Origin of the sequence: Shewanella sp. HL-SH4, assembly GCF_051164845.1 — a bacterium.
Lineage (GTDB): Bacteria > Pseudomonadota > Gammaproteobacteria > Enterobacterales > Shewanellaceae > Shewanella > Shewanella glacialimarina.
Genome location: NZ_CP195037.1, coordinates 3,716,358 through 3,731,371 on the forward strand (window position 1 = coordinate 3,716,358; position 15,014 = coordinate 3,731,371).

13 protein-coding genes and 1 pseudogene are annotated in these 15,014 nt (G+C 39.8%); 7 read left to right on the forward strand and 7 right to left on the reverse strand.

Annotation, left to right across the window (positions count from 1 at the left end):
- Positions 1–277: 277 nt before the first annotated feature.
- Positions 278–1,135, reverse strand: coding sequence for an NADPH-dependent 7-cyano-7-deazaguanine reductase QueF (queF, locus tag ACRWQL_RS17310; RefSeq protein WP_434926516.1), 858 nt, complete (start codon positions 1,133–1,135; stop codon positions 278–280).
- A 54-nt stretch (positions 1,136–1,189) separates the two neighbouring features.
- Between queF and syd the strand changes: the two are divergent.
- A pseudogene (gene syd / locus ACRWQL_RS17315) lies at positions 1,190–1,839 on the forward strand (SecY-interacting protein).
- Between the two features lie 5 nt (positions 1,840–1,844).
- Here syd and ACRWQL_RS17320 read toward each other — a convergent pair.
- Positions 1,845–2,618, reverse strand: coding sequence for a Zn-ribbon-containing protein (locus ACRWQL_RS17320; RefSeq protein WP_434951307.1), 774 nt, complete (start codon positions 2,616–2,618; stop codon positions 1,845–1,847).
- Positions 2,618–2,980 (reverse strand): hypothetical protein, encoded by a 363-nt coding sequence (locus ACRWQL_RS17325; RefSeq protein ID WP_434951309.1) that lies wholly within the window; start codon positions 2,978–2,980, stop codon positions 2,618–2,620. Before ACRWQL_RS17325 ends, ACRWQL_RS17320 begins: the two co-directional genes overlap by 1 nt.
- 178 nt (positions 2,981–3,158) lie before the next feature.
- On the opposite strand from ACRWQL_RS17325, the gene ACRWQL_RS17330 reads away from it, so the two are divergent.
- Positions 3,159–3,533, forward strand: a complete 375-nt coding sequence (locus ACRWQL_RS17330) for a DUF3192 domain-containing protein (protein WP_434938250.1) — start codon at positions 3,159–3,161, stop codon at positions 3,531–3,533.
- A gap of 26 nt (positions 3,534–3,559) precedes the next feature.
- On the opposite strand, the gene ACRWQL_RS17335 is transcribed toward ACRWQL_RS17330, so the two are convergent.
- Entirely contained in the window at positions 3,560–3,802 is a 243-nt protein-coding gene (locus ACRWQL_RS17335; protein ID WP_434938248.1) for a DUF2789 domain-containing protein, read from the reverse strand.
- A 154-nt stretch (positions 3,803–3,956) separates the two neighbouring features.
- Between ACRWQL_RS17335 and ACRWQL_RS17340 the strand changes: the two genes are divergently transcribed.
- Positions 3,957–4,583: a GNAT family N-acetyltransferase gene (locus ACRWQL_RS17340; protein WP_434938247.1), complete on the forward strand. Its 627-nt coding sequence runs from the start codon at positions 3,957–3,959 to the stop codon at positions 4,581–4,583.
- Positions 4,584–4,596: 13 nt separating this feature from the next.
- A complete protein-coding gene (locus ACRWQL_RS17345; protein ID WP_434951311.1) occupies positions 4,597–4,917 on the forward strand; it encodes an Mpo1-like protein in 321 nt (106 codons plus the stop codon).
- 1,304 nt (positions 4,918–6,221) lie between these two features.
- Here ACRWQL_RS17345 and ACRWQL_RS17350 read toward each other — a convergent pair.
- The gene (locus ACRWQL_RS17350) at positions 6,222–6,497 is read right to left on the reverse strand and encodes an HU family DNA-binding protein (protein ID WP_434926510.1); all 276 of its coding nucleotides are present in this window, start codon (positions 6,495–6,497) and stop codon (positions 6,222–6,224) included.
- A gap of 388 nt (positions 6,498–6,885) precedes the next feature.
- Between ACRWQL_RS17350 and rplY the strand changes: the two genes are divergently transcribed.
- A complete protein-coding gene (gene rplY, locus ACRWQL_RS17355; RefSeq protein ID WP_434926509.1) occupies positions 6,886–7,170 on the forward strand; it encodes a 50S ribosomal protein L25 in 285 nt (94 codons plus the stop codon).
- 145 nt (positions 7,171–7,315) lie between these two features.
- On the opposite strand, the gene tamB is transcribed toward rplY, so the two are convergent.
- Positions 7,316–11,269: an autotransporter assembly complex protein TamB gene (gene tamB / locus ACRWQL_RS17360; RefSeq protein WP_434951313.1), complete on the reverse strand. Its 3,954-nt coding sequence runs from the start codon at positions 11,267–11,269 to the stop codon at positions 7,316–7,318.
- Entirely contained in the window at positions 11,269–13,044 is a 1,776-nt protein-coding gene (locus tag ACRWQL_RS17365) for an autotransporter assembly complex protein TamA (protein WP_434951315.1), read from the reverse strand. The genes tamB and ACRWQL_RS17365 overlap by 1 nt, the downstream gene beginning before the upstream one ends.
- Positions 13,045–13,261: 217 nt before the next feature.
- Here ACRWQL_RS17365 and ACRWQL_RS17370 point away from each other — a divergent pair, with 217 nt between their 5' ends.
- Together ACRWQL_RS17370 and ACRWQL_RS17375 are read left to right on the forward strand one after the other, a co-directional pair.
- Positions 13,262–14,278, forward strand: coding sequence for an isoaspartyl peptidase/L-asparaginase family protein (locus ACRWQL_RS17370; protein ID WP_434929079.1), 1,017 nt, complete (start codon positions 13,262–13,264; stop codon positions 14,276–14,278).
- A gap of 217 nt (positions 14,279–14,495) precedes the next feature.
- A complete protein-coding gene (locus ACRWQL_RS17375) occupies positions 14,496–14,912 on the forward strand; it encodes a CBS domain-containing protein (protein ID WP_434951317.1) in 417 nt (138 codons plus the stop codon).
- Positions 14,913–15,014: the final 102 nt, after the last annotated feature.

Below are 15,014 nucleotides of genomic sequence, written 5' to 3' on the forward strand. Positions count from 1 at the left end.
CGACAAACAGAGTTCAGTCTGTATCACCATTTTGTAACACTTTGTATAAAAAAAAGCCGCCATCAATATAATTTGATGGCGGCTTTTTATTCGCTGCAGAGCTTGTTAACTTAACAACTATAAAGACAAAGCCAGTTAGTGGTTATGGGAGTTAATCAGCGTGGGTATGGCGTAATCAATGGGTTAATGGCTTATATCGCCACTAACCAATTATTGTCTATATTAAACGGCTACAAACTGCTGAAAATTCATCTCTACAGGTTAACAAGCGCCTAGCTTATTGTCTTGCTAAACGGTTTGATTCCGGTGGATTTTCAAAGTCGCTGCGATACGGGTTTATGTCTAAACCGCCTCGGCGTGTATAGCGAGCATAAACCGTTAGTTTAGTGCAGCGACAATAATGTTTTAGATCAACAAAAATCCGCTCAATACATTGCTCATGGAACTCATTATGTTGACGGAAAGATATCAAATAACGTAACAACTTTTCACGGTCTATTTTTGGCCCTTGATAACGGATCATCACGCTACCCCAATCTGGCTGAGACGTAATTAAGCAATTAGACTTCAGCAGGTTAGAGTTTAGGGTTTCAGCAACGTTTTTTTCTTCAGAGCCACTGCCCAATAACAAGTCAGAGTTAAAGTCATAATTGTCGACTTCAATGTCCAGATCATCAATACAGGTACCTGGCAGTTCAACGATTCGTTCTAGATTAAAGTGTTTAGGCTCAATCACTTTAACAACCACATCACCCTGGGCGCAGTTTGCTAAGTCTTTTTGTAATATTTGCTCTACAGCGGTAACACTGTCGAATTTTGTTTGATTAAAGCTGTTTAAGTACAACTTGAATGACTTAGATTCGATTAAATTAACACTGTTTATATCTAGGCTGACTTCAGCGATGGCAACCATTGGCTTACCTTTGCTGTTTAGCCAAGATAATTCATAAGCTGTCCAGATATCTGTGCCATGAAAAGGTAATTCATTAGTTAATTCAATAGCGTTTCGGTTCAGTTTACGCGGGACCCCTTGCAGCAGTGATACATCATACTCAGCTTGATACTCGGTTGTTTGGCCTAACGTTAAGCCTTTGAGTGCTTCTGCATCACTATAAGGATCGTGATTGTGTGTCATCTAATCGGTTTCCATGTCAAAATATCGCTTTATTATAAACTACGAGAAGCACCAGTGTCTTGTTCAACCGCACTTGAAAATTTTATAAATAAGTATCTGCTCGCATATCAAGATGCACTGTCGGAATTGCCGCGATATTACCCTATGGGTGAAGACTCTGCTTGTATTCAAGGTCAGTTCGAGCAAAACAGTGATCATGCAGTATATTTTAAACCTTTTAAACGTAAAACATCAGCAGACTTTAGTAATGTCGAGCATGCGTTGGAACTCTCACTGCATGATGATATTAATCAATATTATGGTCAATTCTATAGCGCACCATTAATGTTTACCTCTACCTGGGGTGAAGGCGAGTTACTGCAGGCGTGGAATCAACAAGATTTTGAATATCTGCAGCAAAACATGATTGGCCATTTAATAATGAAAAAAAGCTTAAACAAGAGCCGACCTGGTTTATTGGGGTGTTAGGCGATGGCGATCAAATGCTGACGGTTGATAATGAAACGGGTGGTGTTTGGATTGAAATACCCGGTGATAGGCCAAAACAGAAGTTGGCTGATTCATTGAGTGCTTTTATTGATCAACTTTCGCCAAGAATTACGCCGCCAATTAAACCCGATACCCCGGAAGATACCGAGTGGCAGCATCCGGGTATTTGGCAACGTATTAAATTGATGTGGCAATATCTGTTACGTAAAAAATAAACAGTTTATTGATGATCCCATGACAGGTTTGAGATGATGCGGCAGTCTTCACAGCGGAAGTGAAACATATCTAATAACGGCTCATCTAGTTTCCACTCAGCACTGTTGCACTTAGGGCAAGTTCGGCTTTGCTCTGCGAGTAAACTTTCACCCCCGACACGATACAAGTAGTAGTAGGTTGGAATTTGGGTGAGGTATTCTATTCTGCCGCATAAATCACGGCCTCGTCTGAACATGTCGCTAGTGACTGTGCTTATTTCTTCAAGTGCAGCAAATTCTGCTTTGGTTGCGGCAGCCATTTGTAACTCATCACATGCTTGCCATTCACTTTGCCATTTGATGATGCGCTTATGATCACCATTAAAGGTAGCGGGGATCTGATAAAGCGGAATTGGCAGTAAGTTATCTCCGTTTCTTAATGGCGAACACATATGTACATAACTGGTGTAAAGCAGCTGCCAACTAGCCGGTTCAGTGTTACTGACCTCTGAATTAATGTCTTGACCAATAAACTTTTCCCTTGGGGCAAGCAATTTAGCTTCAGTTAATCCATTTATCGCTGATTTGACCCAGGGGCTGTTATGGCGTTTTGCTAAGCTGGTTTTTTCTGGCAGCATCAAACGCGCTTTAAATTCGCCATCGTTAAACGCCACTGCAAATTCTCTGCCCAGAATTTGGCCGTTGGCACGTAGAGCTTCTAAATAGTGATTAATGGCTTTTTCGGCGCTAGAGATAGTGGTATCAGCAAAAGGTTCAAAGCGTAATTCAATAACAAACATTATGGTGCCTTTTGTGCTGAAGGTTGTTCAGCCTGTTGTTCAGCTTGCTGCTCGAGTTGTTGTTCAAGTTGTGTGATACGCGCCATTAGTTGATTAATTTGTTGCTGCATCTTGTGTTGCTGTTCTGCCACTTCGGTCAAGCTGATGTTGTTTTGCGGTTTATTTTCTAATTCTTCCGTCGGCACAAAATCAGCAATACCTTGCCATTCAGATTTAGGTATTGCTTTAAATTGCTGAAGCCCTTGAACAATTAATGGCATAGGCACTTTGCCTACACGGCCTTTAATTAAGGCAACGCTGGGTGTATGTCCATTGATGGCGATGGCTTTAGCTGCCGCGATAACGTGTTCAATTGGACTCATAAGTGGTGAAAATCCTTGTTTTTTAGTAGTGAAAAATACTACTTTATTATTATTTGATATTAATCTATATAAAATCAATAGCATACGTTTTGGCATGAAAATAGCATTAAGGAATGTTAATTGAACTGTAAGTGTTAACTTACTCAATAGCTATTTATTCTAACAAAAAGGAAATAACATGAAATCAAAATTAATGGGCGCAGCGCTAATTACCGCAATATCTTTAGGCTTAAGTGGCTGTGTATTAAATGTGGGTGATCATGAGTCTGGAAAAAGTCACGACTATTGGGAAGTACAACAAGAAAAAAACCGCGATAGTCTAACAAAACTGTCGTTAGGAATGAGCTTAGATCAAGTGCAAGTGATTATGGGCACCTCAGACTTTAGTGAGGCATTTGTGAACCAGGCAGATAAAGAACAGGTTAAAGTATTATTTTATCGTACCCAGTGGGCGAAAGGCGATGGTAAAACAACCAAAGATGAATGCACACCTATTGTATTCAAAAATAGCGAGTTAGTAGGCTGGGGCGATACAGCCTACAAACAAATTTAAGTTTGCTCTAGGCTGACCACTAATGTCTAGCTAGTATGAGTCGATCTTAGCATAACGTCCAATTGGTCTATCACCTCTGACCATTGGGCGTCTTGATTTAGTGCTTCTTTGAAGAAGGTTTTTTGGGCCAAATTCCAAAAGGGCGCATCTATCAATAGTGTATGGTCATCTATTTGGTGACTAGCAATAAATGCCGCCACTTCCTTTTCCCCATAAGCTAAGCCTAGTTGCATAAATAAATGGTTTAGATCTGTTTTAGTGGTATCCATTTTAGCTCCTTTGATTTTAACCAGTATTACTGCCGTAGCCGCTAATTGCAAACCCACTGTGGTTATAATTTATTATCCAGCTTTAATTGGTGATTGTTTCAAACTTGTTAACTTGCTAAGTTAATGTTGAACGTAAAATAGTCAAGGAACAATAATGGATAACAAAACCTTGGAACAATTTAAAGCAGTGTATCTAACGGCTGAAGACTTACGTGTAGCAGCCTCTATTATTTATAACGCGTATCACGATGACCCATTCTTTTTAAAGGTATTTGGCAACCAAGATAATAGTATGTATGAACAAAAGTTACGTGCAGCTATTCGTGAAGAACTAAATGAGCTTTGGCAGCAAGAACAACCTTTAATTGGCTGGTTTGATGGTGAGCGACTCATTGGGGTGGCTTGTGTTATTACTCAGCAAATTCCGATTGGTCAATCACGCTATTGGCATTGGCGTTTGAAAATGGTGTTAGGCACGGGTTGGAAGTCTACCCAGGGATTAATGGAAAAAGAAACCTGTTTACTAACACACTTACCCTCTGATAAATGCGGAATATTGCAGTTTATTGCGCTAACACCGAATGAGCAGCGCAAGGGTAATGGGGCTAAATTAATTCAAGCTGTGTTGAGTTGGTGTGATGAACAGCCTCAACTTGATGGCATTGGCGTATTTGTTAACAACCCATTTCATAATAAGGCGTTTAGTCACCAGGGATTTAAAAGCATAGCCAGTGTAACGATTGGTGAGGTTGAAGGCGAAATCTTATTTTATGCAAAATGAATGGTAAGCGATGATGAGTAAACAATATAAAACGTTTAAAGAGTTTTACCCATTCTATTTATCTCAGCACCAAGACTTAGTATGTAGGCGACTGCATTACCTTGGCAGCACCATTATTGTTGTTTTGCTAATCAATACTTTTATTAACCAGCAATGGTGGCAATTAGGTTGGTTGCCGGTGATTGGTTATGGTTTTGCTTGGATTGGACACTTTATGTTTGAGAAGAATCGTCCAGCTACTTTCACTTACCCTCTATATAGCTTACTTGGAGATTGGGTAATGTACGGGCAAATGTTAAAAAGAGTGTTATCAAAGTTGATTGCTAAGCTTTAAGTGCCCAGTGTTTTGTAAGCCTTATCCTACAGTTGTGTAGGTGTTATTAGGTTTTGATGTAGTACAAAATCAATCATTAATATTTATTTATATATATATCAACGCTTTACGATTTACCTTTGTTTTTTGTTGGGGATATCTTTCTAGTTGTGTTGGTGCGATGTGTTTCAATGCAGGCCGTTCGAGATACAATAGTTACATCAAGTGAATGAGGTCACTAGGTTTGCTCAGGAAGAGCAATAATATGGTCTCACCACTTTGAATTTCAGGGATGAAACAAGGACACGCTCAAGGATTATGGGCATGAGCTCGGTAAATGGATAGCCGAAACAAGGATGAGTGGAAGCGTAAGCTAACACAAGGAATCAAGGATAGGATTGCAGGATGCACAGGGACGATTCAACGGATTTGAATTTTCAGCCATGGATGACTGAACAATGGATTGAACTCAACTTACATTAGTAAAGGAATGTTGAGATAAAAGGAACAGGGAGCCGCTAGGATAGCGAATCGCAAGGATGGAGCAGGGAGCACAAATTTAGCAGGATGGCTAACGACAGTGTTAAATGGGCACAACCTCTTTAGGTTGTGCCTTTTTATTGGCTGTAAATTATTTCCCTAAGTTATTGTTGATGGCTTAACTCTACAGTCCTTGTGAGATATATCTCACAAAGCATGTAAGCCTAATAGGTTTTAATAATAATAGACTGCTTACATTTTTAATTTTTACCCTTGATATTTAAAGGTTTTTTTATTTTATGCGTTTTGTGGTCTTGTTTGTTTTTTGTTGCGGATATGTTTAAGCCTATTACGGTTAAAGGATTTCCACTATTATTACTGCAGCTAAGGAAAGCGCGACATTGGAAATGTGATTAGGCAGGATGCTTATAAAATGGATGTGTTGTTATGGAAGACAACGAAGCTGTAATAAAGGATAAAAAACTCGTTTTATGGATAAGGCGAGATAAGTGTCTAGGATTGACACTTAAGATAGTAAAACCCATCAGGATGATGTGGATAAATAAAATGGATTTCAAGGATGATTCAAGGACACGCTCAGGATGGAGCAGGCTCGGTCAAAGGATAATCGAGTAAGAAGGACAGTACGTAAGTACAAGGATTTTCAAGGATAGAACACGGATAGGTGCAGGAGCAGCATATACGCATGGATGGTGCAGGGAGCAACCAAAATAGCGGGATAGCTTAACAAGAGATCAGAAGGCCGTGACTTTATGTCGCGGCCTTTCTTTTTGTGCAGATAAAAGCCTGCTACTAATGTAATGAGCATAGCCTACTAAAGATGTCTAGGTGTTGACCTGTGCTTTTAAGTGATTTGATACTTTAAAGCTCGGCTGATTAAAGCCTGCAATTTCTATCTTTTCACCGGTTTGAGGATTACGCCCATTTTTAGGTAGATAAAACCGTAATTCAAATGTCCCAAACTGCGGAATATACACCTTTTCCCCTTCACAGAGTGCCTGGTGAATTGTTGCGAGAATTTGTTCTAACTGAGTTTTGCACTGTGTTTGTGGAATATCGAGTTGTTGCGACATTTTACAAATTAACTGTTTTTTATTCATAGAAAAAGCGTATTTAATTGAGTGATTGGCATCGTTAGGGCTTTATAGCAATTATATAGCTTGAGTCCCAATTAACTCTTGTTTATTTAACTTATGCGGTTAATTTTAAAACGTTTTTTAACAAGCTGTTATCTTGCCTGTTATAATTGTTAACTAACAGTCTATTGAATAATAAACTGCATTACACTGCTTTAGGGTAGTGAGCTTGATTGCTGTTTTGCATTACATTTAAAGCAAACAAGGCTACACATTGAAGCATACAAGATTTAAATTTAATTAACCTTGTTGGTTTGTCTGTGTGTGTGTTAACATTCGCGCGCTTTATTTTGAGTCGTCGTTGGTCGAGAACGGTGACGTCCTTTATTTTAATTATTAAGTGAGTATTAACATGTCTTACACTATTAACGCCCAAATCCGCACTGAAGTCGGGAAAGGTTCGAGCCGCCGCCTACGTCACGCTGATATGGTACCTGCTGTAATTTATGGTCCTGGTAAAGAGCCTATTTCAATTAAGTTCTTACACAAAGACATCATCAACATTCAAGAAAACAAAGATTTTTATGATGGTTTAACTATCGCCGTTGACGGTAAAGAAATCAAAGTTGTTCCAAAAGCAATGCAACGTCATGCTTTTAGACACCTAATTGAACATGTTGACTTCATATTTGCTTAATCGCATCTATGTGAAAAAAGCGCCTTAAGGCGCTTTTTTTGTACTTGTAATTTACTTTTTATCCCGCAAGGCAAGCTGTTCTTATGCCAATATCACTTCAAAGGGTCAATATCACTTCAAAGTATATTAATGTAGAGATAGTTTACTAATCAAAGTCGTAGTTATAATAAATATCTAATGACTGGCTAATCGTCCCTGATACGGTTTCAAGGTAAAGTTGTGATAATAGGTAATATCTTACCGTCATTTCATAGCCTGGATTAAATACGCCAATGCCATATTTAATCATTAAGTCTTCACCAATGAATCCACTGATAGCCATTCTGCCATCATCATTTGCATCTAACTGAACGTTCGAAAACCCAAACTTTTCTATAACACCTCTGGCTGTTGATCCAATGTTATTTATCGCACCACCATCAACCTGTGAGCCTAGGCTTAACGCCGCGCCCATCATTAATGAGTTGCTTTGTTGATCGTTAGTACTGCTAAATCCTTTGCCCGTTAAGATGTAGGAAAGAACCTCTGCTTGCTCTTTTGCTGGATTGGAGAATACCGTAACTGTTGGACGCATAGGCGTGCCAGTTACTCGCACTCCTGCGGTTAAGTCCTCTTCTTTGATTTCTTTAATCGCTTCAATATTTAAGTTGGGCACTTCTATTGGCCCAACAAACTGCACTTCACCGGCATTAATTTTAAGGGTTTGGCCCATAAATTTGTAGTTACCATTGGTGACTCTAATATCACCAAATAATAGTGGTGGCTTAAATGCTTGTTGTTGAAGCCTTAGACTACCGGCTAATTTTCCGGTTAATCCCATACCATCAATGGATAATTCATTGCCAACATTGATATTGATGTCAGCTAAAATGGCATAAGGGCTGGTCTTAACTTCTAATTCAGATATTGAGTCATTAAATATCACATCATTTGATACGGCGACTCCGCCCTCAGAAAGCTGCATTATTTTAATTTGACCAGAAGGAATATCTAATGCGCCTTTTACTGAAACTTGCTGCATATCAAATTGAATATTAAGGTCTGGCGATACATTTAAAATAGCAATTGGCGGCTGAATAACCGCAAGATTATCCCCTTTAAAGCTTATGTCTCCGGACACTTGTCCATCAGGCCAATAGAGCGAGCCATTAACTAAGGCTTGTCCATCACCAATATGAAGTTGACCATCCAATGCTGCCTGTTGACCATTAAGTTGCAAGCCAAGGTATATTTTTTCCAGCAAGGTTGGGTTAGATGAAAGCGCAAAAGCACCTTCTGCTAGTTTTATGTTGCCTGTTAATTCAGGGGTGCCTAAATTTCCTGCTAATGTAATTCTGCTGGATAAGTCACCTTGAAGTGTTTGGATTCTTGGGAAAAACTCTCCAAAGGGTTCAAGGTTGAGCGAATTTATATGAATAAATCCATCTAAGGTTTTATCTGGGGTTACATTTATATTGATTTCAGTTTGTAAGCTGGCGATGCCCTCTGAATCAGCACTGATTGTGGTACGCAATTGCTTCTCATCTAAATTAGCTGTAAGCAATAGCTGTTGATAATCAATACTGACGATGTTGTTAGTATTACGAATTAACTTAATATTACCCGGTAAAAGGGTGAAATTGACCGATGCTGTCGGCTTATTTTTAGGTTGCCAATTTATTTGACTGGTTAATGCTGCATTACCGTTCCAATCAATATTTTTTGACATTATTGGAGCAAAAAGTTGACCTGGGTTACCACTGAAATTTATCTCAGCCTGGCCTGTAGGCCCGAGGGTGACATTGTTGGTGAGGCAAAATTTATTACTGGGGTGGCTGATACAAAAAGCGTTTATGTTGCCTCGATTTTTAAGTTGATCCCATGCTACTGAAAGAGGCGCATCTAATTGCCAGCTCCCGAGTATATTGTCAATATTCAACTGGTTAAGTTGTGCGCTTATCGTTTGCTTTATAAGATCAGTCTGGCTGATTAATTCACTTTTAATGCTGGTATCACCGCTGGCATTAATTGAACTTATTTGTTGGCTTTCATCGCCCTTGCTGTCGAGTTGTAAACTAGTGAGTTTATAACCCTTATAATAAATATTCTGACTGCTTAGTAATAACGAATACTCATGCTTGTCAAATGGCAGGTAATGCGCTTTTAAGCTCAGATTATCTAATTTTGCACCCATGTAGCTTGTGTTTTGCATTTCGGCGCTGAGATCGACATTAGGATGGCTATTTTCACCTGTGACATCCACTTTGGCTTGTAAATTACCTCTGGCACCTGCTAGCCATTGGCTTAGATCGGGTACGTTCAGCTCTAGGTCGATATCCCACATGTCATCAACTTGACCATTAACGAATAAGTCAGCACCTAAAGCGGTAGCATGCAGGTTGTTAGCATTAACTGCAAAATCTTGATCAAGGATAACTTGTCCCTCGAGCGTCAAAGGGTAGCCATTCATACGTCCTTGTAGGTTCGCGTCATCAATTCCTATGTTCCATTTTTTATTAGCAATGTTGCCATGGGTGGTGAACTGACCGCTAATTTTACTGCGCATTGGCAAATGTTGATTTAACCATTGAATTTGTTGTAGCCGAAGATCTTGCATGCTGACATTCACTTGCCACGAAATGTTGTCCGCTAAGTTTATGTCGCCAGCAATATTAAAATTACCTGCCTCGGATGCTATATCAAGGTTGTTGAATGTTAGGGTGTGTTGCTGGTAAGCGAATGTGGAATCTAAGTTTAGCTCTGGTTGATAAGGGCTGATAAAGGTCCCTGATAATTGGCCTTTAATGGTGTCGATTGACCCTTTAGCATTTAGGTTTTTGATATCAGCAATGTATAACTCATTTTCTAATGGCCAGATAAGTTTGCTGTCGGTTAATTTCACATCAAATGGCACCGTGGGGCGAGTTAAATCGATCACACCTTGCAAATTGACTCGGGTATTGCCAGCGACTTTTAACTCAAGACCTAAGTTACTTAGGTTATCTGTCATTTCAAGGTTTATCGTTTGATTATGTAAATGCGGTATTTCAGTAATATTATCTATTTGTACTTTGACCTTGATATCCATCGGATAATGGTCAACTAAATGAATATCACCGATTAAATCAATATTGCCATAGGTATGATTGACAAGTAGCTGGCTGATACTGACGTTGTAGCCAATATAATTACCCGAAAGGTTAATGAGCTCGAATACGTCTTTTCTATCACCTAGCTGTAGCATGTTATCAACTGAGGTTAATTGTTTTACAAATAATCGAAACGGAAGATAAACCGCAGGTAATTGAGCTAATGGCCATTGTTTGTTGGCATCAGTTACTACTTGAACATCATTGATTCCATCACTTTGCGGAATAATCACTTCTAGTCCAACGCTGCTTAGGTGCTCGACCTTTAAGCCTGTTTCATTCCAAATTGCCTGGGCCTTGAGTCGCGCGGCATTATAATGCATGTCGTTTACAGTGATATTCACGTTGGTTAATTCAGCGTGATTGAGGCTAATGTCAAATGGCAGTTGCAATAACGCATGTTCATCTAATGAAGCATCATCAACACTGACATTTTCATTTACTTTTGCGGTATTACTAAACTGGTCAGTTTGAATGTTGACCTTAACAGTAGATGCTTCTAGGTTATTGACGCAAAGCTGCTTGTTGATAAAACAGCGTGGTAACCAGTCCAGAGTCAGGCCTTCAATTTCAACACTCATTCCGTCCATCGACCAAGATGCATAGTGTAACTTTAGATCACTATTAATGGCGCCTGATTGATAATCTAAGGTTAAATTAGGCACTAACTGGCTGGCGACAATAATGCCTATTTTACTGCCAAAGGAGGTGCCAAGCACTAATGCAGCAACAACAAGTAGAACAAGTGGAATATAAATTAATAATCGGGTGTAGAACTTAAAGGTTCGCCATAGCTGTTTAAGCAGACCTATGGCTACAGAGTCTTTGGGCTTTAAGTTTTCAGCTTTGTTTTGTTCTACACCATGTTGAGATTGTTGAGATGTGGCACTGTCTGAAACGGCATTCTCGCCTTGTTGCTTAGCCGTTAGTGGGGTAGCAGTCGTTGAACTCTTGTTATTAGGCGTGTTCATTATAACTCAGTCCCCATGGTTAAATGGAAACGGAACGAGCGATCAACGGTTTCAGTTTCTTTTAAGCCAAAACCAAGATCGAACTTAATTGGGCCGATAGGGGAAATCCAATGAACACCACCACCGACCGAGACCACAGATTCAAATTGGTCGGTGTCAAATGCATTACCGCCATCAATAAATGTCGCTAGTCGCCACGTAGGGGTTAAATAATACTGATACTCTAGACTGCCGACGAGTAGGTAACGACCACCCACAACTTGCCGTGAGATACCACCTTCGGTATTAGTATAATCAATATATGGGCCTAACTCTTGATATCGATAGCCACGTATCGATTGATCACCACCGGCAAAATATCTCAGTGAAGGTGAAATAAAGGGAATATCTTCTTTATCCGCGATATTAGCGCCAATGTCTAACCGGGCGACAAATCGATGTTTGTCAAAAAATGTATCTATCCATTTCAGTTTTGCTTGCAAACGCGCTAATTGAATGGCCGAGCCTAAATTGGGATCGGCATACTCAACACTGTAGGTTTGGCGAAAACCCGATTTAGGATCGAGGGTGTTATCGCCGCGAACAGTATTTGACATGGTTAAACCAAATAAATAAAAATTGGGCATATAGTCAGTATCTAGCTGATTATAAAACTCCTTAACGGCTTCAAAAGAGTAACCCAATAACCAGTTGCTTTCGGTGCGACGCTGTCTAATAAAGCCTATTTGGTATTTTTCGGATTCTAATTGGCCAGTATTGACGAACTTTCTATCATCGGCACTGTATTCCTGGGTGACGCCATATTTGTCGCGTAATAATCCAACTCTTATTTTTAGCTGGTCATCTAATGGATGTGTCAGGGGAATGGTATAGGTCGTTAACAGCTTAGGCCTGTCTGGTGCCCATTCAGCAGTGGTTTCTTGTTTATGACCAAAACGGTTAACCTGCGGTGTACGCAAGGTGAGCCGAATACGAGGCTCAACCCCGTTATCACTACTATTACCAATATCTACACCTGCGCCTATTTCTAGCGAATGACTTGCCCGTGGGGTCAGTTCAACAAGTACGGGGACATTACCGTCTTTTATTTGGTCAATTTGTGGCAACACTTTAATATTGCTGAAGTAACCTGTGTCGATTAGGTTTCGGTTTAAGGTACCTAAGTCAGACGTGGCGTAAGGGGTATCAAGTTTAAACGGCACTAGTGCTTGTACTATGTTGTCGTTAAGAGTATGACCTTCAAAGGTTACGTCGCCTAAATGGTAACGTTGTCCAGATTGGAAATGAAGATTGATTTGGGCGGTATTTTTATCTCGATTGATGACAATCTCAGAACGGGTAATTTTACCATCGAAATAACCGCGTGCTAACGCTAAAGTGACCAGTTGTGATTTTATGTCTTCGTAAACACCGTGATGTAATGAATCTCCAGGTTTAATGGTTAGCCCATCAAGCCAGCGCATAAAAGTACGATCCTCTAACATTTCATCATCAAAGCCGATATCAATCCACTGAAGGATTACAGGTTCTCCTGGCTCAACTTTAATGTTGAGTTGCCAAGGGCCGGTTTCAGTTTCAACCACATTGACTTCAATTTGAGCACGATAAAAGCCCATGGATTCTAAGGCCTCGGTGGTATTGTCTTCCACACCAAATAAATATGCCCGACGCTGTATTTCATTTTGAGGGTTTTGCCCCAAGTGGGAGATAATATTTTTCTTGAGTGAGCTTTTAACGCCCGAAATCGACACAGTTAACCAATCATCTGCCGCCATGATGCTGTTGCTGTAAAATACAGCAAGTGTAATGATGAGAAAAAGGCTTAATTTTAGATATTTAATTAACAATATTAAGGTACTTACCGATTTAGGCGCATATTGTGTATATTGTCGCTAGAAAGCGCTAAAGTCGCAAGGCAAACTATGGGTAGAATTAATCCTAAAGGAACTAAATATAATGAAAAATAAACTTTTTAACCGTTTAAGTGTGGGGATGAGCTTAATGCCATTACTAATTGGCTTAAGTTTTAATCTACAGGCGGATGATAATAAACCTTTTGCAATAGCCATTCATGGCGGCGCAGGCACCATTAATGAAGCCGATTTAAGCGAAGTACAACAGCAAGCCTATCGCGATAAATTACAACAGGCTATTGATGCTGGGCATCAAATTTTGACTCAAGGTGGCGACAGTCTTGATGCTGTGCAAGCAGCAATAAACGTATTAGAAGACAGCCCATTATTTAACGCTGGTGTTGGCGCGGTATATACCTTTGATGGCAAACACGAGTTAGATGCGTCTGTTATGGATGGGCGGAATATGGCAGCCGGTGCAGTTGCTGGAGTGAGTCACATTAAAAACCCGATTAACTTAGCGCGTGCTGTGATGGAGAAATCTCCCCATGTGATGTTATATGGTCAAGGTGCAGAAGAGTTTGCCATATCACAGGGAATGGACTTTGTCCCAAACCAACATTTTGATACCCCGCATAGATATAATCAATTACTTGATGCAAAAAAGAAAATCATAGAATCAGAATTGCAGGACAATGATTATCAAGCGTCGGTTAATAAATTAGACGACAACTATAAGTTTGGTACCGTTGGTGCAGTTGCCTTAGATAAACAGGGTAATTTATCCGCAGGCACCTCAACGGGTGGTATGACGGCAAAAAGGTTTGGCCGCATAGGTGATGCGCCTGTTATTGGCGCAGGGAATTATGCTGAAAATGGTACTTGTGCTATTTCTGCGACAGGACATGGTGAGTTTTTTATTCGTTATAATGTGGCTGCCGATATTTGCGCGCGGGTTAAATATCAGCAAAAATCAATTATACAAGCAGCGGATGAGGTGATTAACCAAAGGCTAGTAGAAGCCGGCGGGACTGGTGGTGTGATTGCCATTGATGGCAAAGGTAATATCGCTACACCGTTTAATACTTCGGGTATGTATCGTGCCACTAAGGTGGGTAATGAGCCTGCTAATATTATGATTTGGAGAGATAAATAAGCATAGGTTCTGAGAGGTTTTCATCTGTGAATGAGTTTTTACTTTGAAAACCAATCAATCGATTATATCGATTAAAATGATTAGATTTATTTTAATGCTCTTTAATAATTTTTGACTAAACTTAATTATGAAGTTGAGCCTTATTTGCCAAGCTTATTTATTGTTAGCTTAGGTTGGAATATTAACAGGCAGTCAAATATCATTATGGGGATATTAAATGGATTCAATTAAAATTATCGATTATATGGACAAGCGTCCAGTGTTGCTTAAGGCGAATATGTCAATTGCGGTAGCGGTTGAAAAGTTAATTACCAGTAATAAACCCGGAGCGCCAGTCGTGGGTGAATCTGGCGAGTTAGTCGGTTTTTTATCTCAACAAGATTGCTTGGCGGTTATGCTAAAAAGCAGTTATCACTGTGATTTAACCAGTATGGTAACAGATTGCATGAAAACCGATGTACTGAGTGTTGGTCCACAGGACAGTATGCTGCATTTAGCTGAGCAAATGACAGGCGCAAAACCTAAAATTTATCCTGTGGTAGAACACGGCAAAGTGATAGGCGCGATAACCCGTCAAGACGTGTTAAAAGCGATGAACACTTACATGCAACAATGTTATTTGTCTCCTGCATAGGAGCGATATCTGCTTTAAAGTCATAGATGCTTAAAAAGGCACCAATCTAACGCGCTAAAACATACCAATGTGTCAGCTTCCTTGCTAGGATCGATATTTTCG